Annotated in this window: 23 protein-coding genes and 1 riboswitch; of the genes, 6 read left to right on the top strand and 17 right to left on the bottom strand. The window is 59.2% G+C overall.

Annotated elements, in window-relative coordinates:
- Positions 1-132: 132 nt before the first annotated feature.
- Positions 133-2,322, bottom strand: a complete 2,190-nt coding sequence (gene scpA / locus ACOYO3_RS04025; RefSeq protein ID WP_002515157.1) for a methylmalonyl-CoA mutase — start codon at positions 2,320-2,322, stop codon at positions 133-135.
- Positions 2,319-4,229 (bottom strand): methylmalonyl-CoA mutase small subunit, encoded by a 1,911-nt coding sequence (mutA, locus tag ACOYO3_RS04020; RefSeq protein WP_002515197.1) that lies wholly within the window; start codon positions 4,227-4,229, stop codon positions 2,319-2,321. Before mutA ends, scpA begins: the two co-directional genes overlap by 4 nt.
- Before the next feature lie 80 nt (positions 4,230-4,309).
- Positions 4,310-4,561: riboswitch (cobalamin riboswitch) on the bottom strand.
- 213 nt (positions 4,562-4,774) lie between these two features.
- Between mutA and ACOYO3_RS04015 the strand changes: the two genes are divergently transcribed.
- The 3 genes from ACOYO3_RS04015 (at position 4,775) to ACOYO3_RS04005 (ending at position 7,010) form a co-directional block, all read left to right on the top strand.
- Positions 4,775-5,116, top strand: a complete 342-nt coding sequence (locus tag ACOYO3_RS04015) for an alpha/beta hydrolase (RefSeq protein WP_427305773.1) — start codon at positions 4,775-4,777, stop codon at positions 5,114-5,116.
- Positions 5,086-5,700: a serine aminopeptidase domain-containing protein gene (locus ACOYO3_RS04010; protein WP_002515183.1), complete on the top strand. Its 615-nt coding sequence runs from the start codon at positions 5,086-5,088 to the stop codon at positions 5,698-5,700. The genes ACOYO3_RS04015 and ACOYO3_RS04010 overlap by 31 nt, the downstream gene beginning before the upstream one ends.
- 143 nt (positions 5,701-5,843) lie before the next feature.
- Positions 5,844-7,010 carry a nucleotide sugar dehydrogenase gene (locus tag ACOYO3_RS04005; protein ID WP_002515177.1) on the top strand — a complete coding sequence of 389 codons (1,167 nt, stop codon included), beginning with the start codon at positions 5,844-5,846 and terminating at the stop codon, positions 7,008-7,010.
- Between the two features lie 24 nt (positions 7,011-7,034).
- Here the strand turns inward: ACOYO3_RS04005 and ACOYO3_RS04000 are convergent, their stop codons facing one another.
- The 13 genes from ACOYO3_RS04000 to ACOYO3_RS03940 all read right to left on the bottom strand — a co-directional run bounded on the left by ACOYO3_RS04000 (position 7,035) and on the right by ACOYO3_RS03940 (position 20,346).
- The gene (locus ACOYO3_RS04000; protein ID WP_427305772.1) at positions 7,035-8,270 is read right to left on the bottom strand and encodes an alpha-amylase family protein; all 1,236 of its coding nucleotides are present in this window, start codon (positions 8,268-8,270) and stop codon (positions 7,035-7,037) included.
- A 44-nt stretch (positions 8,271-8,314) separates the two neighbouring features.
- Complete coding sequence (locus tag ACOYO3_RS03995) at positions 8,315-9,820, bottom strand: amino acid permease (protein WP_002519211.1); 1,506 nt, start codon at positions 9,818-9,820, stop codon at positions 8,315-8,317.
- A gap of 79 nt (positions 9,821-9,899) precedes the next feature.
- Positions 9,900-10,403, bottom strand: coding sequence for a thiol peroxidase (gene tpx / locus ACOYO3_RS03990; RefSeq protein ID WP_002518107.1), 504 nt, complete (start codon positions 10,401-10,403; stop codon positions 9,900-9,902).
- Between the two features lie 52 nt (positions 10,404-10,455).
- Positions 10,456-11,424 (bottom strand): aldo/keto reductase, encoded by a 969-nt coding sequence (locus ACOYO3_RS03985; RefSeq protein WP_002525102.1) that lies wholly within the window; start codon positions 11,422-11,424, stop codon positions 10,456-10,458.
- Positions 11,425-11,449: 25 nt separating this feature from the next.
- Positions 11,450-11,968, bottom strand: a complete 519-nt coding sequence (locus tag ACOYO3_RS03980; protein WP_002518126.1) for a glycine cleavage system protein R — start codon at positions 11,966-11,968, stop codon at positions 11,450-11,452.
- Positions 11,969-11,991: 23 nt separating this feature from the next.
- Entirely contained in the window at positions 11,992-12,654 is a 663-nt protein-coding gene (locus tag ACOYO3_RS03975) for a peptidyl-tRNA hydrolase (protein ID WP_002519212.1), read from the bottom strand.
- A 181-nt stretch (positions 12,655-12,835) separates the two neighbouring features.
- Positions 12,836-13,381 (bottom strand): arginine repressor, encoded by a 546-nt coding sequence (locus tag ACOYO3_RS03970; protein ID WP_002519213.1) that lies wholly within the window; start codon positions 13,379-13,381, stop codon positions 12,836-12,838.
- A gap of 134 nt (positions 13,382-13,515) precedes the next feature.
- A complete protein-coding gene (gene arcC / locus ACOYO3_RS03965; protein WP_002515151.1) occupies positions 13,516-14,421 on the bottom strand; it encodes a carbamate kinase in 906 nt (301 codons plus the stop codon).
- A 20-nt stretch (positions 14,422-14,441) separates the two neighbouring features.
- Positions 14,442-15,446 (bottom strand): ornithine carbamoyltransferase, encoded by a 1,005-nt coding sequence (locus ACOYO3_RS03960; RefSeq protein ID WP_002518130.1) that lies wholly within the window; start codon positions 15,444-15,446, stop codon positions 14,442-14,444.
- Positions 15,447-15,519: 73 nt separating this feature from the next.
- Positions 15,520-16,764 carry an arginine deiminase gene (locus ACOYO3_RS03955; RefSeq protein WP_002515158.1) on the bottom strand — a complete coding sequence of 415 codons (1,245 nt, stop codon included), beginning with the start codon at positions 16,762-16,764 and terminating at the stop codon, positions 15,520-15,522.
- A 130-nt stretch (positions 16,765-16,894) separates the two neighbouring features.
- Complete coding sequence (locus ACOYO3_RS03950) at positions 16,895-18,451, bottom strand: basic amino acid/polyamine antiporter (protein ID WP_002518090.1); 1,557 nt, start codon at positions 18,449-18,451, stop codon at positions 16,895-16,897.
- 657 nt (positions 18,452-19,108) lie between these two features.
- Complete coding sequence (locus ACOYO3_RS03945) at positions 19,109-19,798, bottom strand: type 1 glutamine amidotransferase domain-containing protein (RefSeq protein WP_002515117.1); 690 nt, start codon at positions 19,796-19,798, stop codon at positions 19,109-19,111.
- A 119-nt stretch (positions 19,799-19,917) separates the two neighbouring features.
- Positions 19,918-20,346 carry an organic hydroperoxide resistance protein gene (locus tag ACOYO3_RS03940; protein WP_002518125.1) on the bottom strand — a complete coding sequence of 143 codons (429 nt, stop codon included), beginning with the start codon at positions 20,344-20,346 and terminating at the stop codon, positions 19,918-19,920.
- Positions 20,347-20,466: 120 nt separating this feature from the next.
- Here ACOYO3_RS03940 and ACOYO3_RS03935 point away from each other — a divergent pair, with 120 nt between their 5' ends.
- The 3 genes from ACOYO3_RS03935 to ACOYO3_RS03925 all read left to right on the top strand — a co-directional run bounded on the left by ACOYO3_RS03935 (position 20,467) and on the right by ACOYO3_RS03925 (position 22,721).
- Positions 20,467-20,898, top strand: a complete 432-nt coding sequence (locus ACOYO3_RS03935) for a MarR family winged helix-turn-helix transcriptional regulator (RefSeq protein ID WP_002518127.1) — start codon at positions 20,467-20,469, stop codon at positions 20,896-20,898.
- Between the two features lie 117 nt (positions 20,899-21,015).
- Entirely contained in the window at positions 21,016-22,191 is a 1,176-nt protein-coding gene (locus ACOYO3_RS03930) for an MFS transporter (RefSeq protein ID WP_002525103.1), read from the top strand.
- Positions 22,192-22,253: 62 nt separating this feature from the next.
- A complete protein-coding gene (locus ACOYO3_RS03925) occupies positions 22,254-22,721 on the top strand; it encodes a hypothetical protein (RefSeq protein ID WP_002515161.1) in 468 nt (155 codons plus the stop codon).
- A gap of 77 nt (positions 22,722-22,798) precedes the next feature.
- Here ACOYO3_RS03925 and ACOYO3_RS03920 read toward each other — a convergent pair whose 3' ends face one another.
- The gene (locus ACOYO3_RS03920; protein ID WP_002525104.1) at positions 22,799-23,560 is read right to left on the bottom strand and encodes an HTH domain-containing protein; all 762 of its coding nucleotides are present in this window, start codon (positions 23,558-23,560) and stop codon (positions 22,799-22,801) included.
- Positions 23,561-23,666: 106 nt separating this feature from the next.
- Complete coding sequence (gene ychF, locus ACOYO3_RS03915) at positions 23,667-24,740, bottom strand: redox-regulated ATPase YchF (protein WP_002525105.1); 1,074 nt, start codon at positions 24,738-24,740, stop codon at positions 23,667-23,669.
- Positions 24,741-24,783 lie beyond the last annotated feature (43 nt).

Below are 24,783 nucleotides of genomic sequence, written 5' to 3'. Positions count from 1 at the left end.
CCGCCCGAAGACGACGTTTACGGTTGCAGCCCCATCCCCCGTGGTTTTCCGTAGTATCCCAACATCGGGAGCTCACGAGGCCTTCGAAACCTAGGCTCCGAAGGCCTCGTTCAGGTTAGCAACCTATCGGGCTCAGTCGTCGTTGTGCGCGGCGAGCAGCTTCTCCATCAACTCAACGGCAGCGTCCGGGATAACGGTGCCAGGCGGATAGATGGCCGCCGCGCCATCCTTGCGCAGCTCGTCGAAGTCCTGGGTCGGAATGACGCCACCGACGACAATCATGATGTCGGAGCGACCAAGCTTGTCCAGTTCCTTACGCAGGGCCGGCACTAGCGTAAGGTGCCCGGCGGCCAGTGAGGAGACACCGACAACGTGGACGTCACCCTCAACAGCCTGTCGAGCAGTCTCCTCCGGGGTCTGGAACAGCGGGCCGACATCAACGTCCATACCAAGGTCAGCATAAGCGGTCGCGACGACCTTCTGGCCACGGTCGTGACCATCCTGGCCCATCTTCGCGATCATGATACGCGGACGACGGCCTTCCTTCTCCTCAAACTGCTTGATGAGCTCGTGGACCTTCTTAGTGGACTCAGAATTGCCGGCTGCCTTGCTGTACACGCCTTCAATGGTACGGATCTGGGCAGTGTAACGCCCGAAGACCTTCTCCATTGCGTCAGACATCTCACCGACAGACGCATCTGCGCGGCCAGCGTCAATGCACAGCTTGAGCAGGTTACGGTCAGGATCACTCGGATCCGGGTTGGCAGCTGCCCAGGTGATCTTCTCCAGAGCGGCCTGGCACGCCTCCTCGTCGCGGTTGGCGCGCAGCTGCTCGAGTTTGGCCTTCTGTTCCTTGAGTACCTGAGTGTTGTCGACCTTGAGGACCTCGAGGGGCTCCTCCTCGTCGAGACGGTACTTGTTGACGCCGATGAGGGGCTGACGACCCGAGTCGATACGAGCCTGGGTACGAGCAGCAGCTTCCTCGATGCGCATCTTCGGGATGCCCTTCTCAATGGCCTTGGCCATACCACCGGCCTTCTCGACCTCCTGGATGTGAGCCCAGGCCTTGCGAGCCAGCTCGAGGGTAAGCTTCTCGACGTAGGCCGAGCCGCTCCAAGGATCGATAACGCGGCAGGTGCCCGACTCCTGCTGGATGAACAGCTGGGTGTTTCGAGCAATACGGGCGGAGAAGTCGGTCGGCAGAGCGATGGCCTCGTCGAGAGAGTTCGTGTGCAGGGACTGAGTGTGTCCCTGAGTGGCTCCCATGGCCTCCACACAAGTACGAATCACGTTGTTGTAAACGTCCTGGGCTGTCAACGACCAGCCAGAGGTCTGCGAGTGAGTGCGTAAGCTCATCGACTTCGGATTCTTCGGGTTGAACTGGTGCACCAGCTTGGCCCACAGCATGCGGGCCGCACGCATCTTGGCGACCTCCATGAAGAAGTTGGTGCCAATGGCCCAGAAGAAGGAAAGACGCGGCGCAAACTGGTCGACCTGTAGGCCCACCGACTCACCGGCGCGAATGTAATCAACGCCGTCGGCCAGAGTGTAGGCCATCTCGATATCGGCGGTAGCGCCAGCTTCTTGCATGTGGTAGCCGGAGATCGAGATGGAGTTCCACTTCGGCATGTTCGCGCTGGTGTACGCGAAGATGTCGGAGATAATCCGCATCGAAGGCAGCGGCGGGTAGATGTACGTGTTACGAACCATGAACTCCTTGAGGATGTCGTTCTGGATCGTTCCGGCGAGCTGCTCGGGCTTGGCGCCTTGCTCCTCAGCGGTAACAACGTACAGGGCAAGAATCGGCAGCACTGCGCCGTTCATCGTCATGGACACCGACATGCGGTCCAGCGGGATGCCCGCAAAGAGCTCACGCATGTCCAGGATGGAGTCCACGGCCACGCCTGCCATACCGACATCGCCGGGAACACGCGGGTTGTCAGAGTCGTAGCCGCGATGGGTCGGCAGGTCGAAGGCGACCGACAGGCCCTTCTGACCGGCGGCCAGGTTACGACGGTAGAACGCGTTGGACTCTTTAGCGGTGGAGAATCCGGCGTACTGGCGAATCGTCCACGGCCGGAAGGCATACATGGTGGCGTACGGGCCATGTGTGAATGGTGGCAGACCGGCGTAGGTGTCTAGCCAGTCCATGTCACCGTAGACGTCCTCGGAGTAGAGGTGACCAACCGGAATTTGCTCCGGAGTGGTCCAGGGCTCCTGCTCACCGGCGGCCGCAGCCAATCTGGCGAACTGCTCCTGCGCATCTGCGGGAACCGAAGAATCCCCGAGGTTAATGGAATCGAAACGAGGCAGGGTGGTCACTTGGCAACTCCCAACGTGTCCAGAGTGGCGGTCAGGACGTCCACGACGTCCATCCCGAGGTAGATGCGCCCGTCGATGACCTTCTCGGCCTCGGCGGCATCATCACCGAATTCCTTGAAGGCACCTGACAGGTAAACCAGCTTGGCGCCAGCCTCCTTGAGGGCCTTGGCGACCTCGAGACCTTGAGCCGCGTAGGTCTTGGCGTTCGAGCACAGGTCGGCGATATCAGCACCAGACTCCTTAAAGGCCTTCACGACCTCCTCGGTGGTGCCCCCCTCACACTCGGGGGTTTCCATGCCGGCGATGTGCCATACCGGGGCGGAGAATCCCTCGCGCGGGCCAAAGTCACGGCGGGTTCCCAGGCAGGCCAGGAACACTTTTGGACGCTCAGGGCAAGTGGCAGAGCGATCAACGAGGGCCTCGAAGACCTCGGCGTCACGGTGCCATTCCAGACCCTCACGGGCCGGGGCTGCTGGATACGGTTTGGTCTCGACGGACTTGGCATCGAGCAGCGGGAACTCACTGACGGCCGTAATCGGCTGCTTGCGAGTGGCAAGACGCTTGGCACGCTCGGTGTTGAGCTTGTCGAGCTCGGTGCGGACATGGTCGCCGGTGAGGGCGGCAGCCATGCCACCAGCAGCCTCGACGGCCTGGAACTCGGCCCAACCGGCATCCTCCAACTTCTTGGTGAGTGCCTCGACATAGAAGGAGCCACCAGCTGGATCATTAGCGCGACCAATATTCGACTCTTCAGCGAGAATGATGCCGGTGTTGCGAGCGATACGACGAGAGAAGTCACTCTTCGGTAAACCAATAGCGGCGTCGAAAGGCAAGGTCGTGACCGCCTCAGCGCCACCGACAGCAGCACCGAAGGTTGCGATCGTGCCACGAAGGATATTGACGTAAGGATCGTCGCGAGTGAGCTCGCGCCAGCTGGTGACCGCTTCTTGACGGGCACCACGCTTAGCAGCCGGTACCTCGAAGACCTCGCCAACACGGTTCCACAAGGTACGTAGGGCACGCAGACGGGAAATAGTGAGGAACTCGTCGTGGGTGGCCGTGACGCGGAAGTTGATGGAATCGAAGGCCTGCTCAGCTGTCAGCCCCTGCTCAATGAAAGCTCGGACGTACTCAACGCCGGTCGCGACAGCCCACGCGAGTTCGTGCACGTCGCCAGCACCGGCGTTGTGGTAGATCGTGGCGTCAACGACGAAGGGGCGGGAGTTCTTGTAATTCTCGGTCTTCTTGACCCACTCGGCCATCCCGGACAAGTCTGGGTTACCGCCATTAAGGGCCGCAAAACCGATGGGGTCCAGACCGAGGTTAAACGACAGCTTGTCAGCATCGATCTTGGACTCAATGTAAACATCAAGGAGAGCCTGAGCAGCGGCCTCCTGGTCATCACGGCTAGAGACCTCAACCTTGGCCAGGTCGAGCAACACATCCTTGAGGTCACCCGCAATGTCCTCGGGCTTAATGGCGTCAGCCCCGACCCGCAGCCACAGGGACGTCACGCCACGCTCAAGGTCGGCGATAACGGCCTTTTTAGTGAACGCGACATCGGGATCCTCATGAAGGGCCCGGACATCCCATGCATCCATGCCGCCTTCACGGATCGTGGTACCACGAGTGAACGGCGGCACGCCCGGAACACCGAGCTTCTCGGGGGCATCCTGACGCCGGTACATCGGCTCGATCTGGATGCCGTCGACCGTAGTCGGCTCGAGGCGCTTCATTCCCTGCTCGATGTTGAGTTCCTTGCCCTCGGGACGACCCCGGTTCAGAACCTTAAGGACCGCCTCCTCCCACTGCTCGTGGGTGACCTTCGGGAAGTCCCCGGCCAGGCTCAACTCCTCAGGCATCCTGTCCTCGACGGACTTGGATGCGAGGTTGTCAGGATCAGTCATTCGTTAGACTCCTGCTCCGCTGTGGATGGTTGGACGACCTCGGTCGGCCCTCGAGACCTCGGACGCTGTGGTACACGCGTAGTGCACCACACGCTCTGGCAGGTATTCGGACTCGTGGGCACCTCGTCTGCCGACGAGTCCTACGTCACCGCTTCCCAGACCGAAGCCCAGTGCTTGATCGCTGCCAAACCGATTCGAGAACCGGATAAGCGACGATGGTGATGTCGTTCCCACTCACCGCTGCGGGGCAGTTCCGGAGTCTCACCGGATTCCCTCTTACCGCCTCAAAATCCCACGAAGGATTCCTTGGCACCAGCAGGTACGATACTAGGCCGCGCACAACCACCTCCGTGCAGCGGGGTCACAAGTGCACGATTGTGCACATGCAGGATGAACGGCCGCGCAGTAACTGCTAGAGCCTGCGGTACTGGGCTCAGTTAGCCGCTTTGGACATGACCCCCGTACTCACCAGCCATTCACCAGCGGCCCACGAGGTGTTAGCCTCGCCGCTATTGACAGCTGAGCCGCTGACAAGGAGGTCAATCATGGCATTGCAGGAAATCGAATTCACTTCACGCAACAGACGCGACACCATCCAGGCATGGGCTTACGAACCAGTGGGAACGCCGGCGGCCGTCGTCCAGATCATCCACGGTCTGGGTGAGCACTCACGCCGCTACCTGCACATGATTTCAGCTCTGCTAGATGCGAGCTTTATCGTCGTCGCTGACGACCATGCCGGCCACGGTCGCACCGCCATGCAGTCGGGCCAGTGGGCTGACGCGGGCGACAACTCCGCCGAGGTTGTCATTTCCGACGAGCTCACACTGCAGCAGCAGTTGACAGGCCACCCTGGGTGGTCTTCGGTCACAGTTGGGGTTCCCTGATTGCCCGTGCGATGGCTACCCGCCCCAACGCCCGCCTCGACGGCTTAGCACTAGGCGGCGTCGTGGCGCAGCTACGCGGCCTCGAGACCACCCTTGACCACGAGGCGCTCGCGAAGGCCATGGCGACCAACCCGGCCGGTCCCGCCCCCGAGTCCCTCGTCGCCCAAATGTTTGACGGATGTACTGACCGCTTGAGCGAAGGCGACGGCCCCACCGGCTGGGTGGCTCGTAACAGGGACGTGGTTGCCGACTACGGCAAAGATAAGTTCAATAATTTCGGTGCCCAAATGAGCACGCGCTTCCTGCAGGGTTTCGCCGACATCTACGACATGGCTAACGGGGAGGGCTTCTATGCGGCGATGCCGAAGATCCCCATCGCCTTGTTTGCGGGCAGCGAGGATCCTGCGGGCAACTTCGGCACCGGCGTGCAGGCTGTCGCGCAACGCCTGCGAAGGGACGGGCACGACGTCGAGCTACACCTATACGACGGCCTGCGCCACGAGGTGCACAACGAGCCCGAGTCGCGTGCCGACGTGGAATCGAGCCTCGTCACCTTCGTAGATCGAGTGGCCAAGAGGAATTAGGCGGTCGCGATAGTGATCGTTGCAGGGCTCACCCTGGACGGCGAGCCCTGCAACGAGGTGTTGCCGGAGGCCGGAAAAAGGTGACTGGTGTCGTACGCCACATCGCTGCCTTAAACTCATGGGGACCCCCGAAAGGACCTCCCGTGAAGATTGCCGTTGCAGGATTGGGCTACGTCGGAATGGCCAATGCCGTGTTGCTGGCCCAGCATAACAGCGTCGTCGCTATCGATATCGACGCTGAGCGGGTCGATATGGTCAACAACCGGCATACCACCATCGTTGATCCCCTCATAGCGGAGTACTTGGCCCATCACAACCTGGACCTGCGCGCCACCACCGACCCGCAGGAAGCGTACCGGGGAGCAGACTTCGTCGTCATCGCCACCCCGACCAACTATGACCCTGGCCAAAACTACTTCGACACCTCAAGCGTCGACGAGGTCCTTGATCTGGTCCAGGAACTCGCCCCTCACACGACGACCGTCATTAAATCAACAATCCCGGTGGGCTTCGTCGAGGGCGTTCGCAAGGAGCGCTCCGGGCTTGACGTCATCTTCTCCCCCGAGTTCCTGCGAGAAGGTAAGGCTCTGTTCGATAACCTTCACCCCTCGCGGATCGTCGTCGGGGCGGACTCCCCCAAAGCCCACCTCTTCGCCGACCTCATGGCTGCCGGGGCCGTTGACACCAATGTCCCGGTGCTCTTCGTCGGTGCCACCGAGGCCGAGGCCATCAAGCTCTTCGCCAACACCTACCTGGCGATGCGGGTGTCCTTCTTCAACGAGCTCGACACCTATGCCTCCCAGCGCGGGCTGTCTACCCGTCAAGTCATTGACGGGGTCTGCCTCGATCCTCGCATTGGCAACCACTACAACAACCCGTCCTTCGGGTACGGCGGTTACTGCCTGCCTAAAGACACCCGTCAACTATTAGCCAATTACCAGGACGTGCCACAGACCCTCATCCAGGCCATCGTCGACTCCAACACCGTGCGCAAAGACTTTATCGCCTCTGACATCATTGCCAGGGACCCGAAACGGGTGGGGATCTTCCGTCTGGTCATGAAGGCAGGTTCGGACAACTTCCGTTCCTCCTCGATCCAAGGCGTCATGAAACGCATCAAGGCGAAGGGCATCGAGGTGGTCGTCTACGAGCCGACCTTTGACGGCGACGAGTTTTTCCACTCGGAGGTCACCAAGAACCTTGCCTTCTTCAAAGCTAACTGCGACGTCATCATTGCCAACCGGATGTCACCGGATTTATCCGATGTCGCTGACAAGGTCTACACCCGGGATCTCTTCGGTGGGGACTGACCCGGGCGATGCCGGTCACAAGGATCAGGCTCCGCTAGACCAAACGACCTGACCGGCTTCCCGGATGAGAACCGAGCAGCCATCGCGCACATCAAGTTCGACGATAAGAGGTTCGACCCCCGGCACGCCGGTGCGATAGACATAGCGTTCGTTCGTGAGATCCAGGGACTCGGTGCGAGCGTCCACCAACCACGGATGTCGGCGCCGCAAGCCAAGCAGGCTTTGATGAGCGCGCAGGGTGTCGGCGCCGAGGTTCGACAAATCCGCCGGGCTGGCGGGGAATACCGGGCGAATATCGTCGTCGCCTCCGAACCTCTCTTCTTTGACTCCACGATAAGCTAGCTCGTCCCCGTAATAGATGAGCGGGATACCTCCAATGGTGGCGAGTATCGCGGTTGCGAGAACTGCGCCGTCCTGTCCCACCCTCGAGGCGATACGGGTGACGTCATGGTTGCCGACGAAGGTCATCGGGGTGAAGGCATCGCTGAACTCGTTATGGCGGCCCAAAGCATGATCTAGCTCGAAAAAGTTACGAGACTCGATAGAGGACCAGATCCCTTTCCATAACTCGTACTGGGTCACCGAATCCATCCCCGAGGCTCGAACGATACTCGCATAGTCGCCGTGAATAACTTCACCGAAGATCCACACTTCAGGGTACTTCTCTCGCACCGAGGGCAGCACCGCAGCCCAGAACTCAGGATTGACGGAATAGGCGGCGTCCAGCCGCCAGCCGTCAACACCGCGACCGCACCAATAGTTCATGATCCGGGTGACATGTTCCCGCACTGCGGGGTTGTCGTGGTTGAGTGCGACCAGGTCACTATGACCCTCGAAAACGTCGAGGCGCCCCGCACACCAGCGAACCATGCGGCCGGCGTCTGAATCGGGCCCAGCACTCTGCGCATCCTGCACGATGCGGTTGCGACGCGAGACGTGGTTGAACACCCCGTCGAGCAGTACTGACAGACCACGAGCATGGGCGGCCTGAAGCAGGTGATCGAAGTCATCGTCGTCGCCTAGCCGAGGGTCGATAGTGAAGTAGTCCAAGGTGTCGTAGCCGTGGCTAGCCGAGGAAAAGACCGGCCCTAAGGCCAGACTTGAACAGCCCAGTGCCACGGCATGGTCAAGCCAGGCTCCCAGATGAGCGAGACGATGACTCACCTCCTGAGATTCCAGTCGTGCCGGAGCTCCGACGAACCCCAGGGGATAGACGTGCCACCCAATGAGGTGGTCAACCCATCCGGGCCGATAAGCCATGATGCCTCCCCGTTTGTCACGGCCGATCAATTACCACCATCATGTCAGTCGTGATGAAGATCGGCCGTTGAAAGGTCGGCATGAGGCGCCTTGGTGACAATCTTGTGACCGACCCACAACGCCAGGAATACCGGAATGCTGATGTAAGCGACGATCATGTCGGTGACATCACCGCTGAGAACTGCGTCACGTCCCTGGCCGAGAGTAACGATGACGCACAACACCCCGGCGACGATAGGACCGGCAGGATACCAGCGCGCCCGATACGGCAACTCGGACAGGTCGTGCCCCTGAGCCTGAAAGGCGCGCCGGAACTGGATATGGCATATCGCAATACCGATCCATGCGATGAATCCACACAGACCAGAGATATTGACCAACCAGGTGTATGCCTGGCCTGACCCCACCAGAGATGTAGCAAAACAGGCCGCGCCGACAAGAGTAGTGACGATAAGAGCCGGCACCGGGACACCTCGTCGACTAGTACGGCCAAGGATGCGAGGAGCTTTGCCCTCACGCGCTAGGGCGTAAAGCATTCGGGTGGACGCATAAAGACCAGAGTTACCAGCCGAAAGCACCGAGGTAAGGATGACCGCATTCATGACAGCCGCCGCAGCAGCAACACCGGCCCGCTTTAGGACCAACGTAAACGGGCTGACAGCAACATCGGTGACCTCGCCCGCAAGCAGGTGCGGGTCAGTATAAGGCAGCAACAAACCGATAACGGCGATGGCACCGATGTAGAAGATCATGATCCGCCAGAAAATCTGACGAGTGGCCTTGGGGATCGTCATTCGGGGGTCTTTCGATTCTCCTGCAGCAATGCCGATGAGCTCGGTGCCCTGGAAGGAGAATCCAGCAATAAGAAAGACAGTCAGGATGCCACCGAACCCGTGAACGAAGGGCGCGTCACCGCGACGCCAATGAGATAGACCAGGAGATGTCCCCATCACGCCAGCGATCATGAGGATCCCAAGCACCAGGAAGACGATAACTGCCGTCACCTTGATGATGGCGAACCAGAACTCGCTCTCACCATACGCGCGGGCAGACAAGACATTCAGGAGGAAGAGCAACGCCAGGAATCCGACCGACCACATCCAGGCCGGTACACCGGGCCACCAGTAGGCCATAACGATGGAGGCAGCAGCTAATTCAGCAGCGACCGTGATGGCCCAGTTGAACCAGTAATTCCACCCCAATGCGAAGCCAAAGGAAGGCGAGACGAATCTGGTGGCATAGGTTTCGAATGCGCCTGGCACCGGGAGATAGGAGCTCATCTCGCCGAGAGACTGCATAAGCAAGAAGACCATAAGCCCCATAGCGAAGTAGGCAACCAGAGCTCCACCCGGCCCAGCTTGGGAGATGGTGGCACCAGATGCCACGAACAGGCCAGTACCAATGGCCCCGCCGATTGCGATCATGTTCATGTGCCGCGAGGAGAGCCCGCGCTTCAATTCGCCGTCCATGGTGGTCCTCAGATAGGAGCGCCCCGCCCTGCTGAACGAAGCGTCGGCCACTGTACCGCCCTCCCCCACCTCCTTACTCAATACTCCGTATGTCGATACGCGGCACAAAATCAGGGGCGCCCCGACTTTATGCCAAAACGCCCCTCAAAACCGACGTGAATCAGGCCTTGGACGCAGCCTCGAGGGCAGCGTCGTAATCCGGCTCGGTAGTGATCTCATCGACGAGCTGGGTGTAGGTAACCTTTCCCTCAGCGTTCACGACGATGATGGCGCGCGCGAGCAGATGCTGCATCGGGCCATCGGCGAGGGTAACGCCAAGGTCCTTACCAAAATGGGAGCGGAAGGCCGAGGCGACAACGACGTTCTTGATGCCCTCCGCACCGCAGAAGCGAGCCTGGGCGAATGGAAGGTCACGAGAAACACATAAGACGATGGTGTCGTCGAGTCCAGCGGCTTTCTCGTTGAAGGTGCGCACACTCGTTGCACACACTCCGGTGTCCACACTCGGGAAAATGTTGAGGACGAGCTTCTTGCCCTTCAACTCATCGCTTCTCAGCTCCGACAAGTCACTCTTGACGAGAGCGAACGACGGCAACAAGGAACCGACCTGAGGAAGGTCCCCGACGGTGTTAAGGGGTTTTCCCATGAAAGCGGTAGTAGCCATGTCGGTACCCTATGCAGGCCAGACCATCGACCACGAGTATTCGGCAGATGATTCACTCATGGGCGAACACAGCCGACACCTCGTCCAGAGCGCAAACTTCGTCGCTGGACAAGACGAGGTCGGGAGCGGCTAGCAAAGCATCAAGCTGGTCGATAGTGCGCGCCGAAGCAATAGGTGCGGTAACCCCTTTAGCCAGTAGCCACGCCAATGAGACCGAGGTCACCTCGACGCGATGGTCCCCAGCAATCTGACGCAATTGATCGAGGACAGCGAAGGCCGCCTTCTCGTGCTCGGCGTCAGGCAAGTACGCCGCCATCATGGATTCTCGGGTGACACCGTGCAGGTCGTTCCGCGTGGCGTACTTGCCTGTGAGGAACCCCGACGCCAGCGAAAAGTACGGGAGGAGGGCCAGACTGTACTCACTGGCGAGCTGACCATAGCCCTGCGGATCCTCAACGTCTGCGCGATGCAACAAGTTGTACTGGGGCTGCAATGCCACCGGGCTGGCTAGTCCTTCATGCTCGGCCACCTCAAGCCACTTCTGCTCGCGGGCCACCGAGAAATTCGACAAGCCAACCCAGCGCACCTTGCCAGCCTTGACAAGCTTGTCAAAAGCCGTTGCCATGTCCTCGATCTGCTGGGTGTCGTCGTCGAAGTGGGCGTAGTAGAGATCAATGTGGTCGGTATGGAGCCGGGCCAGGGAAGCGTCAACTGCGGCAGAGATGTTCTCCGGCGCCAAGCCCTTGAACTCTGGGTGGGTAGCAACTTTCGTGGCAATAACGATGTCGTCACGTCGCCCGCCTTGTTCCAACCAAGAACCAATGATTCGCTCGGACTCGCCCCCGTTATTGCCGTCGGCCCAATGGGAATAGCCGTCAGCGGTGTCGACCAGCGATCCCCCGGCACCAAGGAAAGCGTCGAGGATGGCATGGGAGTCGTGTTCATCAGCCGTCCAGCCGAAGGTATTGGCCCCCAAAACCAATGGTCTGATGTCCAGATCTGTGCCAGGGATACGAGTCATGAGACCTCCTAGACGATGCCCGGGATCAGGACCGGTCAACCAGATCGATGTCAACCATGATCTCGGTGGCAATGGCTTCTAGTTCCGAGCGTAGATCGTCGAGGGTCGTCGCGTTTGTAATCCGGCACTGCACCTGCGCCTCAAAGAGGATGCCGTCCCCCATCGGGGCCTCACGCAACCCAGTCGAAAGATCGTCGATGGTGACCCCGAGGCGAGCCATGGTAGCCGTTACTTTATGGATGATGCCCGGATGGTCGTGGCCGACGAGGTGAACCACCAAGGCAGCCTCGCCCTCATCCTGCTGCGGGGTAGTATCAGTAACAGTGACCCGCAAGCCCTTGACCTCAAGACCGGCTAGGTCAGCCTTAAGAGGCTCGACCTTAGAACTTTTGATGTCAACGAGGACAATCCCCGCGAAGGCACCAGCGAGCCGTGCCATACGGCTATCAAGCCAATTTCCGTCGTAATGGGCAACAATTTCAGACAAGTCGGAGACGAGCCCGGAGCGGTCGGCGCCGACCACGGTGAGAAGGAGCTGAGTCATGACACGAGTCTACGCGGCCCCGGTCACCACCGCGCCCTGGTAGTCGCAGTGGGGCCATCAAACTCCGTGAAACCGGCATCAACGACTCTCACCCGAGCAACATCAGAGTCCCAATGCTCAACCGTGGGTGTAACAACGCGAACTCGAAATCCGTCGTGGCGCCAGGTTTCCAGAGTGTGGCGGTCATCGTCGTTACCGAAGCTCATAGCCTCGTGGGCGAGCTGGGCGGCATGGCCACACTGAGCGCAAGCCTTGCCGGTAGTCATCTCAATGCGAGGGTTAATTTCTATCGTGACAACGGGTTCGGTAGTGGCGGAATCGCCGTCGGCAGGCAAGTTGGTGCCGGCGACCTGAAGTTTGTCGATCTGCTTGGGCTGCGGGTGCACCGGGGCTGGAACGAAGGCCCGTACCCTGGCTGGACCAGTTTCGGGACTGGCATACGGGGGTGGATCCTGGCTGATGGTGACGCCGTCGAGAACCTGGACGTCGTCCCATCTCTTTCCAGAGGCGCGGCGGACGATCTTGCGGATGCGCTTGTCAGACCACTGCCGCACGGCGTCATGCCATGGGCCTCCCGGTTGGGTACGAGGATCATCGAGAAGAAAGACGACGGCTCGCGCTGCCGCCTCGCAAGCGTCTACCTGACGTGCCGGGTGATGTTTATCACGAAGTAGCACCAGTTGCATTGCCCAGGGGTCGGGTTCGTGGTCGGGTGTAGTCACCCGTGGCACGATACCGGTCAGACCGACAACGGAACAGACGACACATCACTGTGTCATTGTGAAAACTCTCCTCAGCGCTGTGCCGCGCACTGGCCTTTGTGAGCGCTCGCCCGTGACAAAGCGCCAATCTCGCCATGGCGCTCCATCAATTCACTGCAACCAGTCCCTTGGCTGGCAACCCTGTCTCAGCCATTTCGCGGAACAACCTTGCAAGATCTTCTCCTTCAACTCCGACCTTACAAACAACGAGGACAGTGTCGTCACCCGCGATGGTGCCAAGCACTGTATGGACACCCGAGGTGTCAATAGCTGAACCCAAATATTGTGCTGCGCCCGGAGGAGTCTTAATTACCACCGCACCGTTATTGTAATTGACAGCGATGCACAGTGAGTGACACATACGAGCCAAATGGTTCCGAGCAGGCAGCCCCGTCGTCATTTGGGAAGGATGCTCACCCTCAGGAATGCTGTATTGAAAATTCCCCAACTGATCTCGACCGCGCGCCGCCCCTACATCCTTGAGGTCTCGGGAAAGAGTGCCCTGGCTCACGACTATTCCCTCGGCAGCTAGCCTACGCGCCAATTCAGCTTGGGAAGATATCTGCTCAGATCGAATTAAAGCGCTAATGCGCGACAGCCTTGCCGCCCTAGATATGAGAACCGGTCTGTGATCATCGTTCGACAACGACATCGCCCCTTTCGCACACACCCGTCACGAATACCCTAGAGCCTTAACCCATGGCAACCCCGCCGGGACTCTCTAGCGTCGTCGTGTACTTTGTACACGGCATGCTACTATCCCGGCGGGGTTTCAGTTCATCGCTGTCAGGGGATGATGGCAGTCCCGTGCGTGCCCGCGACCAGACCTTGGATGTCTTCCAACGACCCGATCACAGCACGTTTCCCGGTAGCCAACGCAAAGTTGCAGGCGGCCTTAACCTTCGGACCCATCGAGCCAGCGGCAAACTCCGTGTTGAGGGCATCCGATGCGTGCATCTGCTCGATGCGCTCCTGATCAGGCTCTCCCCAGTTGCGGAACACACCGGCCACATCGGTAGCGATGACCAGCAGGTCCGCGTCGACACGCACGGCGAGTTCGGCTGACGCAAGATCCTTGTCAATGACTGCCTCAGCCCCGTGCAGAATACCGTCCTCGTCGTAGACGCAGGGGACGCCGCCGCCTCCGGCACACACCACCATGACGCCGGAATCCACCAACTGGCGGATCGCCTTCTGCTCGATGATGTTCCTGGGCTGCGGGGACGCGACCACACGCCGGTAGTACTCTCCGTCCGGGGCTATCGTCCAGCCCTTCTCAGCCGCCAGGCGCCTGGCAGTTGCCTCGTCGTAGACCGGGCCGATCGGTTTCGTGGGATGCTTGAAAGCAGGATCATCTGCGTCGACGACTGTCATCGTGATCATGGTGACGATCTGCTGATCCTGAGGCATCACATTGCCGAGTTCCTGCTCGATCATGTAGCCGATCATGGCCTGTGACTCTGCGCCCAGGACATCCAGCGGATAGATACCGACTTCCTCGTAGGCTGTCGATTGCAGAGCCAACAGACCTACCTGGGGGCCATTACCATGGGCTACAACGACCTCGTGATCGACCGCAACCTCCTTGATGTGGTTTGCGGCGATGCGCACATTGGCACGCTGATTCTCCGCCGTCATGGTCTCGCCACGCCGCAGCAACGCGTTACCACCAAGTGCAACCAAAATCCTCATATTCTTCCTCAGATCACTCGTCAGGCCAGGGAGGACACCAGGACGGCCTTGATGGTGTGCATGCGATTTTCCGCTTGGTCAAACGCGATGCAGGCAGGCGACTCGAACACGGACTCCGTCACCTCAATGCCATTGGCCAGCTCCGGGTAGGTCTTGGCAACCTCAGCACCAACCGCCGTCTCACTGTTGTGGAATGCCGGCAGGCAGTGCATCACCTTGACGCGCGGGTTACCAGCAGCCTTGACCAACGCATCATTGATCTGGAACGGCAGCAAGGTGCCGACCCGCTCGCTCCAGCTCTCCACAGGCTCGCCCATGGACACCCACACGTCGGTGTGGATGAAGTCGACATCGCGCACGGCCTCCTCCGCAGAAGCGGTCACCAGCACCTTGCCACCGGACTGCTCGGCCCACTCGCGGCAACGTTCCACCAATTCGGCCTCAGGCTGCAGCCCCTCGGGAGCACCGATACGCACATCCATGCCGAGCTTGGCACCCAGCAGCAGGAGCGAACGGCCCATGTTGTTGCGCCCGTCGCCGACGTAAGCGAACTTGATCTCGTGGAACGGTTTCTCAGCATGCTCACGCATGGTGAGAGCGTCAGCGAGCATCTGGGTCGGGTGGAACTCGTCGGTCAGGCCATTGAAAACCGGGACACCTGCGTATTCAGCCAGCTCTTCCACCACCGACTGGTGGAACCCGCGGTACTCGATGCCGTCATACATACGCCCCAGGACGCGGGCCGTGTCCTTCATGGACTCCTTGTGGCCAATGTGAGATCCGCTGGGCCCCAAGTAGGTCACGTGAGCACCCTGGTCGTGAGCCGCCACCTCGAAGGCACAACGGGTACGAGTCGACGCCTTCTCGAAAATGAGGGCAATGTTCTTCCCCTTGAGGAGCGGCTGCTCCGTCCCGCAGTACTTGGCTTCTTTGAGATCTGCAGCCAAGCCGACAAGGAACTTGATTTCCTCAGTACTATGATGCGCCAACGACAACAAATGACGATTCTTCAGATTAAAAGCCATGATCTGATATTCCTTCCTTGATATGTCCGCTTCGTGCGGCGGACGCATATTACCTGTTTCGCTTTGGGACTTATCAGTAATCCACCGGATCACGAGTGATCGGGCAGGTCATGCAGTGGCCGCCCCCTCGACCGCGTCCCAGCTCGGCGGCCTTGATTTCGACAACCTCCACCCCGGCCTTCGCGAGCAAAGCATTGGTCGCGGTGTTGCGGTCGTATCCAACGACGACACCGGGCTCAAGAGCTACCACATTATTGCCGTCATCCCACTGCTCGCGTTGGGCTTCCCAGCAGTCGCCACCCGTCTCGACGGTACGCAGACCATCCAGTCCCAAGGAGCTGGCGACGACATCGGTGAAATGACGGTCGTCGACGCGCACCGAGAAGCCCGCCGCCTCGCTGCTGGGCTCGAGCACTAGCGGGGTGATGGTATCGACCACTGGCTTGTAAAGAGTCACGAGATCGACGTCGCAGAAACTAAACACCGTGTCGAGATGCATGGAGGCCCGGTCCGGCGCCATGGCCGCGACCACCATCCTGCGTGCTGCATTCTGGGCAAACAGGGAACGCGCCACCTGGGTGATGGCCTGCCACGAGGATCGCTCACCCATTCCGATAAGTACCGTGCCGTTGCCAACCGGCATGATGTCGCCACCCTCGAGGGTGGACATGCCATGATCAGCCTCGGCGCAGCCGTACCAGATCTTGAAGTCACGCTCGGCGAAGATGGGGTGATGAGTGTAAATGGCGCTAGCCAGGACGGTTTCCTGCTGACGAGCCGGCCAACGCATTGGGTTGAAGGTAACACCGCCGAAAATCCATGCCGTGGTATCTCGAGTGAACTGAGTATTGGGCAGCGGCGGAATGAGAAATTCATTTTCACTGTGCGCCTTGATAAGCGCACCAAGAACGTGCTTGCGTCTGTCCGCAGGCACTTCGCCGTAAGCTACGCCACCAATGAGATACTCGGCCAAGGTGTCCGAAGGCATGTCATTGAGCCAGTCCCGAACATCCTCGTCAACACCCAGCCCAACCGCGTTGGGGGACAACTTCCGGTCAAGTACCCAGGAACGACCCTCAGAGATATCAAGAACCTCGGACAACAGTTGATGCATTTCATGAACGACAATTCCACGTTCCCGCATCTTGGCCACGAAATCTCGATGATCTTCCTGTGCTTTTTCGACCCACAGGACGTCATCGAAGAGCAATTCTCTACAATTGCTTGGAGTGAGCCGACGATGCGCCAGACGCGGCTCGCACACCATCACCTCACGAAGCTTGCCAACTTCCGACCATGCACCAATGGGAGTAGTCATTTCTTAACCTTTCATCGTGGGGAAACAAGTTCCCTGCCATGGCAATCACCGCAGCACCGTAGGATTGCCCTCTTACATCACTGATTGTGTATATATTTATGAGTTTCCACATTAAGGGTGGGTGGAGCAATCACGTCAAGGAAAGCCTCCCGGTAACTATGGAAATGATGGATACCACGGAAATCAACGCCAGCAGGACAAGAACGCCGATCTCGTAGGGTTTGAAAATCCGTTTGGCCCGCAGCTCACGCTTGGCCCAGACGAACACTGCAGCACCAGGCAAGTAGAGCAGGGCCGCAAGCATGAGAGCATCCGCGCCTGCGGCAACGACGAGCCAGATGCCGTACAAGGTTGCGACAGTTGCGACCACGGCATCACGCACTCGCTGTGATCGGGGACCGTTCTCATAGGTTTCGCCCTTGATCACCATCTTCAGGGCGAATGCGGCTGACAGCAGGTACGGCACCAGGATGAGGGCGGCAGCCAGGGTCGCCATCGCCAAGTAAGCACCGTCCCACAACACCGTCATGACAAGGCATATCTGGGAGACGATGTTGGTGATCCACAAAGCGGGAGCTGGAGCCTCATGTTTGTTGATCCGTCCGAACAGTTTCGGCATGGTGCCGTCCTCACCCGGCACCTGCATCGTCTCACCGCACAGTAGGATCCAGGCCAGTAGAGCCCCAAGCAGGGAAATGATGACACCAGCACTGACAAGCACCGAGCCCCACGGCCCGACGACAGAGGACAGAACATCACCCATAGACGCGTCGGGCAAGCCGGCCAGCTTGGCCCGATGCATGATCCCCATGCTCAGGAGGTTGACACCGATGAGGAGAACCAGGACGAAGAGAAAACCACCAACAGTCGCCTTGCCCACATCAGAACGTTTGCGAGCACGCTTCGAGTAGATCGACGCACCCTCGATCCCAATAAACACCCACACGGTGACGAGCATCATGCTCTTGGTCTGGGCAAAGACACTGCCCAAGCCCGCGTGGCTCCCCCAGAAGTCCTCGGTAAACACACCAACATCGAACGCAACAGCACAAATGGCAATGAATGTTATCAACGGCACAATCTTGGCAATTGTCGCGATCGTGTTGACAAAAGCAGCAGTACGAACCCCAGCCAGAACGAGAGCGTGGGTCAACCACAGCAGAACTGACGCCGCAAGCACCGCCCACACGGTGTTACCACCCGCGAAAGCAGGAACAAACTTGCCAACGGTCGAGAAAAGCAGCACCAAATACCCGACGTTGCCAATGAGGGCAGAGAGCCAATAGCCCCACGCCGAGTTGAACCCGATGAAATCACCAAATCCCGCCTTGGCATAGGCATAGATGCCGTTATCCAGATCAGGACGACGGATAGCCAACTTCTGATAGACCATCGCCAAACAGATCATTCCGATCCCGGTGATCGTCCAACCAATCACCATAGGACCTGGACTAGCGGCAGCAGCAATATTCTGCGGAAGCGAAAAAATACCGCCGCCGATCATGGAACCGACGACAAGAGAAAGCATTGCGGGGAATGACAGCTTCCCAACATTGACGTCTTCACCCATGGATACTTCTGTAGACGCCTGTCCAACGACTTGCTCAGCCATACTCACCTCATAACCCTTCGCCACACCATTGTTGCGATGGCCAGCTGGCGAAGCGCCTGGCCCCAGAATGACCATAGGGAGGATCTACAGCGGACGTCAACTGATCCTAAACCAGCATCTAGCGCCATATTCAATTAATATTGAAACCTTATTCAACAACGCAAAAATACATCCATCAGAAGGCTGCTTCACACCCGTTCCCAACCAAGCGCCAAGCGAATCTAATGACGTCTTAGCAGATCTATATTCATCCGAGAGTCATCCCCGAGAACCAGCGATCGCAAGCCGCGACGCCGCAGGCACCCCTACCAGGTCACTGCCACCCCTCAGGACACACTCCTCCATCGAGATGAACCCCATCCAACCATGGATACCGATCACAACGGCTCTAGACAGCTCAACGTCGAACCCATCCTATGAAACATGATACGAGCCGGCCAGTCCACTGGTATACGCATAGTTTCTGCAAAGACAGATCAGCAGCAACCAGTCAGACAAGCTGACGTCCGACTCAGAATCATCCATAACCACGGCAGTGACGCCCACCGTATCTTAGGCATGTTCATCGAAATAACGTGGCCCTTGGCAAGCGCGCTCAACGGCCCACCACCTTCGTCATCAATTCATTTTTTGGCTGCTCCTTCTCACAAACCATTGTATGTTCCGCAAGCCCGAAGCTACGCGCACGCTTCATCCCATGCTGAAATGATTCCGGGCCTTTCACTCACATATCTAGACTCGAACACATAATAGGTCGAGCAACCGCTGGGCTGTGGCAGCGGACGAGGCCGGATTTTGACCAGTGACCAGCGTCTTGTCCGTAACGACGTAACTATCACCGTCAGGACCCTTGCTGTACCGAGCGCCTGCCTGCTTCAGGGAGTCCTCTACGAGGAAGGGAACGACGCCAGTCAGGCCGGCGGCCTCCTCCTCACCGTCGGTGAAACCGGTCACCGAACGATCGGTAACAAACAGCGTTCCATCGTGTTTTTTGACGGTGTGCAACACACCGGGGGCATGACATACCAGACCCAGCGGCCGCCCCACGGCGTCGCTATCCAAGATGATCTGCTGCGAGGTGGGATCGTCCGCCAGATCCCACAGCGGACCGTGGCCACCCGGGTAGAACACCGCGTCGAACGTGGCGATATCGACCTCCGACAACGGGGTGGTGGTCGCCAAGGCACGTTTGGCCTGCTCGTCAACATCGAAACGGCGAGTGGCATCGGTCTGCATCTGCGGCAGCGAACTCGTCGGGTCGATCGGCGGTTGCCCACCCCGCGGCGAGGCTAGGGTGACGTCGTGTCCGGCGTCACAGAACACGTAATAGGGGGCGGCGAACTCCTCTAGCCAGAAACCCGTCTTGCGGCCGGTATCACCCAGCTGGTTGTGGGACGTGAGAATCATGAGGATTCGAGACATGGAGGGTGTTCCTTTCGCTGTGTCGTGCGGTGGCGCTTTTCGCAATATCCGTCGCGTGGCGCCGGAGCGCTCGATGCCCCCGAGGGCTGACCTAGAAGCGTCCCCAGGAGCACCTGACGTCAGTCGTCGACGACGGTGACGTCAACGCGGATATTGCCCCGAGTGGCGTTCGAGTAGGGACACACCTGGTGGGCCTTATCGGCAAGCCGCTGGGCCTCGTCGTGCGGCAGAGCCGGGATAACGACCTCCAGGGCGACGGCAAGGCCAAACCCCTCCCCGGCCTGACCGATTGAAACCCGTGCGCCCACCGAGGAGTCGCCAAGGTCCTTTTTTGCCTGGCGGGCCACCATCTGCAGGGCGGAGTGGAAGCATGCGGCATAGCCAGCCGCAAACAGCTGCTCCGGGTTCGTGCCCTTACCGCTACCACCCATCTCGACGGGAACAGCCAGATCCTCAGACACGCGGCCGTCGGGACTTTGGACGTGACCATTGCGGCCGGCACCGGTAGCAATAGCCTCGGTGGTGTAGACGGGCTCGATCTCGATCATGGTGTCTCCTTACTCGCTGGACGAATGTGCGCTGACGTTTCTGTCGTGCAGCGTTATAAGAAACATAGCGCGCAACTAAGTTGTGTCCAATCTTGTTGTGCATCTAATATCCTCCCCGTTGTGCACGATCAAACGCTCGACCTCGACGACCAATTCTGTTTCTCCCTCTACCGAGCTAGCAGGGCGGTCACGCGCGCCTACCGACCGCTGCTCGAAGGCATCGGTCTCACCTACCCCCAGTACCTAGCCATGCTGGTGTTGTGGCACGCTGAGGGTCCGGTAGGCGTCAATGACATCGGAACGCGATTACACCTCGATAGCGGCACCCTGACTCCCCTATTGCGCCGCCTGGAAGACGCCGGCTTCATCACCAGAGCCTGGAGCAACGACGACGAACGGCGGCGCATCATCAGTCTCACAGAGGGAGGGCGCTCGTTACGTCACCAGGCCGCCGGTTTACCTGAGCGGATGCTAGCGCTGTATCCCACCCCGCCACAGGAGCTGGCCCAGGTAAAGGCATTTCTCGACGACCTGGCCACCCAGCTTGAGTGATGACTCAATGCCCCATGCGAGACGATTAGACGACATTGTCAGCATGGGATTCACGAGCCACTCTCGGTGCCCGAACCCCAATTGCGGTATGACGAAAGGTCCCCTTTCATCGTGCATATGCTCCTACTGGCGATCATCTACTTGGCTTTCATCAGCCTGGGTCTGCCCGACTCCCTGGTCGGCGCAGGATGGCCAGCCATGCATGAAAGCCTCGGCGTACCGCTGTCATGTGCAGGGTTCATAACCTTCATCATCGCCACCGGGACCATCATCTCGAGCCTGATGTCCGACCGGCTTACAACGCGTTTCGGCCCAGGACGAGTGACTGCGGCAAGTGTCGCGCTGACAGCCGCGGCACTGTTCGGCTTTTCCTTCTCGACTCAGTTTTGGGTGCTGTGCCTGTGGGCGATGCCGTATGGACTAGGAGCTGGAACGGTCGACGCCGCACTCAACAACTATGCAGCCCTGCATTACACCGCTCGGCACATGAACTGGCTGCACGGCTGTTGGGGACTCGGAGCATCGATCAGCCCGTTCATCATGAGCCAGGCGTTAAGTAGCGGTCACGGATGGCCGTCGGCCTATCGCACGGTCGGAACTCTGCAGGCCATACTGACAGCGATCGTCACCGTCAGTCTTCCGTTGTGGAACAAGACGCGGAAGATCAACGGCGGTGGCTCCGCAAAGCTGTTCGACCACGTGCCGACACGCGCGGCCTTGGCGACCCCGGGAGTTCCTGCCGTTCTAGGGGCCTTCTTCTCGTACTGTGCTGTCGAGAGCACCTCGATGCTATGGGCGGCATCGTACCTGGTGTCGGTGCGAGGGACGGACGGCGCGACCGCCGCAGCGTTCGCGTCTCTCTTCGTCCTGGGGATCACCGCCGGCCGGTTCTTGGCCGGGTTCGTAGCCGAACGCATCGGTGACCGGATGCTCGTGCGTGGCGGGTTCATCACGGTAGGAGTTGGCGTCGTCCTCGTCGGGCTACCCGGTGTGCCGTCATGGGTCGCCCTGGCAGGTCTGGTCATCGCAGGGCTTGGGTCCGCACCGATCTACCCTGCGATCATCCACTCCACCCCAACCACCTTTGGCGCGCACAACTCACAAGCGATCATCGGCATCCAGATGGCCGCAGCATACGTCGTGACGACGCTCGCTCCCCCACTGTTCGGGGCGATATCAGCCAACACCGGATTATGGACACTACCTCTGTACCTGATCGTCCTCGTCATCTTCGGCCTGGTAATGTCCGAGCATGTTACACGACGCGAGCGCGCCAGAGCACAAGACGGGTAGTCTCGACACGTTCGTCGTCGAGCCGGTTCGCGTCGATCCGACATATCTATCTGGAGGCTCCCATGGCCGTTCCGGTTGACTTCACTACCGTCTCGGCCCAGGGGCTGGAAACCTCCGAGCACCCCGAGGCCTTGGCAGGTTTACGCGCCAACGAAGCACGGTATTTCCACAACAAGTTCAAGCACACGTTTGAGGTGTCGCCTGCCAGTGAGGAGCCCTACGCACTCGCATGGGTAACCCAGATTCTGGCCGAAGAACGTGACATCACCATTGCCTCCCCAGCCCTGGAGATCAGCATCAATGACGTTGAGGGAATCCACTGGGTGCATGTGTTTTACGCGTCGGGCCTGGCGATCAACGTGCTGTGGACGGTGGCGAATTCCGGAAAACGGGCAGTAGGGTTCAAGCTGTGTGACGGCATGGACCAACCAGCTGAGTTGTCCGCGTTCAAGTTCGCCCGGCAACGCTCAAAACTCGCCGGAACCATCCGCGGTAGCTACTTCGTCATCAAGGGTGACTACCCGTACTGACGCCTACGTACCGGGCTAGCCACACCAGGCTTATGAAGCGACGAGAAATCAGTGCTCCGAAGGGCCCGAACGTTCGATTACTTCGAGTCGGTGAGCTTGAATAGGAGCTGCTTAGCGCGGCGGCGCTCTACCTCAGGATCCGTCGCCTGAATGAACTCCGTAGCGTTGAAGCCATCACCTCGACGGCGATTCTGTGGCGGTTCTAGGCCCTCAATAAGAAGGGCTTCCATGGTGGAAACGAGCATATCGACGGCAAAATTTCCACACGGCACATCACCGAGCGTCCCGTCATCTTTCGCGATTAGCACACCAAACCAAGAGAACCGGTCCCAGCGACCTGCAAGGCGATCGCGCGTGTGATCCCACAGGCGGGGCCCCAAACGTGGCTCAGTAATACGGCCTACGCAGATCACTCTCTCACCGGAGTAAAGAATGTAGACGCCGACCTGACCAGAAAAGTTAACGGGTTTAGCAACCTTCAACTGGGCCCCTAAGAGGGTCTGTCCGCACTTGTCCCAATCCACTTCGTCACGTCTCCAAAACATGCCGAAAGCGTTAAGAAATCCGTTGTTTTCCTCACCCGCCTCAAGTGCAGTCGGCGGGATCACCCCGCGGGAATCCGGCAACTCAGTCTCCGACTCCTCGGGAGGCACCGACTGTGGCGTCCTTAAGCTGTACACACCTCGATCTACGCGGACGACATTCTTCCGCAAGGTCGTGGAGATCGTGGCAGCCACCGTCGCAGCGGGGGTAGCGCCAGTTTGTTGACGGAGACCGCTGTCCAAGATGCGCTGAGCGATCTCGGAGTAGTGCAAGGGCTCCTTGGCTTCCGACAGCACCTTGAGGATGGCCTTTGGCTACGGCATGTTATTCATACCAATAAGGCTACGCCAAAGATATGACGGATCTCAGATGCGGTTAAGCCAAGTAAGTATCAAACCAGAGCTACACGTTAAATCGGAATTCCGCTACGTCACCGTCCTGCATAACGTACTCCTTGCCCTCCAACCGCAACTTCCCAGCAGCCTGGGCCTCCTTTTCGCCGCCAAATTCAACAAGGTCGCCGAAGGACACCACCTGGGCCTTGATGAACCCCTTCTGGAAGTCGGTATGGATGACGCCAGCAGCCTCAGGGGCGGTGTCGCCCTTGTGAATCGTCCATGCGCGGGACTCCTTCTCCCCCGCAGTTAGGAAGGTCTGTAGACCAAGAGTGTCGAAGCCCACCCGCGCGAGCTTGTCTAGACCGGGTTCCTCGATACCCGCATCCGCAAGGAACTCAGCAGCGTCCTCGGGCTCCATCTCGGCCAGTTCAGCCTCAAACTCAGCATCCAAGAAGATCGCCTCAGCAGGAGCCACCAACTTCTCCATCTTGGCCTGGAAATCGGCGTCAGCGAGCTGATCCTGGTCACAGTTAAAGACGTAGATGAAGGGCTTTGTCGTCAGCAGGAAGAGGTCATGCAACGGCTCGGGATCGAGCCCGGCTGAGAAGATCGTCTTGCCCTCTTCGAGCACCGCCTTAGCCTGCTCCCACGCCTCGACTTTGGGACGAGACTCCTTCTTGATCGCGGCTTCTTTTTGCAACTTGGGCAGTTGCTTCTCCATCGTCTGCAGATCAGCGAGCACGAGCTCTGTAGTAATGGTCTCGATGTCGTCGGAGGGATCGACGTGACCGTTGACGTGGGTGACATCGTCGTCTGCGAAACACCTTGTCACCTGGCAGATGGCGTCGGCTTCACGAATGTTAGAGAGGAACTCGTTGCCCATCCCCTCACCTTTGCTAGCGCCTTTGACGATTCCGGCGATGTCGACGAAGGACACCGTCGCAGGAATGGTCTTAGCGGAATGAAACATCTCCGTCAGCACATCGAGGCGCTTGTCCGGCACCCCGACCACGCCAACATTCGGCTCAATGGTCGCGAAGGGGTAGTTCGCCGCCAAGACGTCATTCTTGGTCAGCGCGTTGAACAGAGTCGACTTGCCGGCGTTGGGAAGACCGACGATTCCAATCGTAAGTGCCACGTTCGGCCACTCTACCGTTCAGCCGGCACCCAACCCACTAACC

This window comes from Cutibacterium sp. KBN10P07758 (assembly GCF_050286205.1).
In the GTDB taxonomy this organism is placed as follows: Bacteria; Actinomycetota; Actinomycetes; order Propionibacteriales; family Propionibacteriaceae; genus Cutibacterium; species Cutibacterium acnes.
This window is presented reverse-complemented; position numbering and strand designations above follow the sequence as displayed.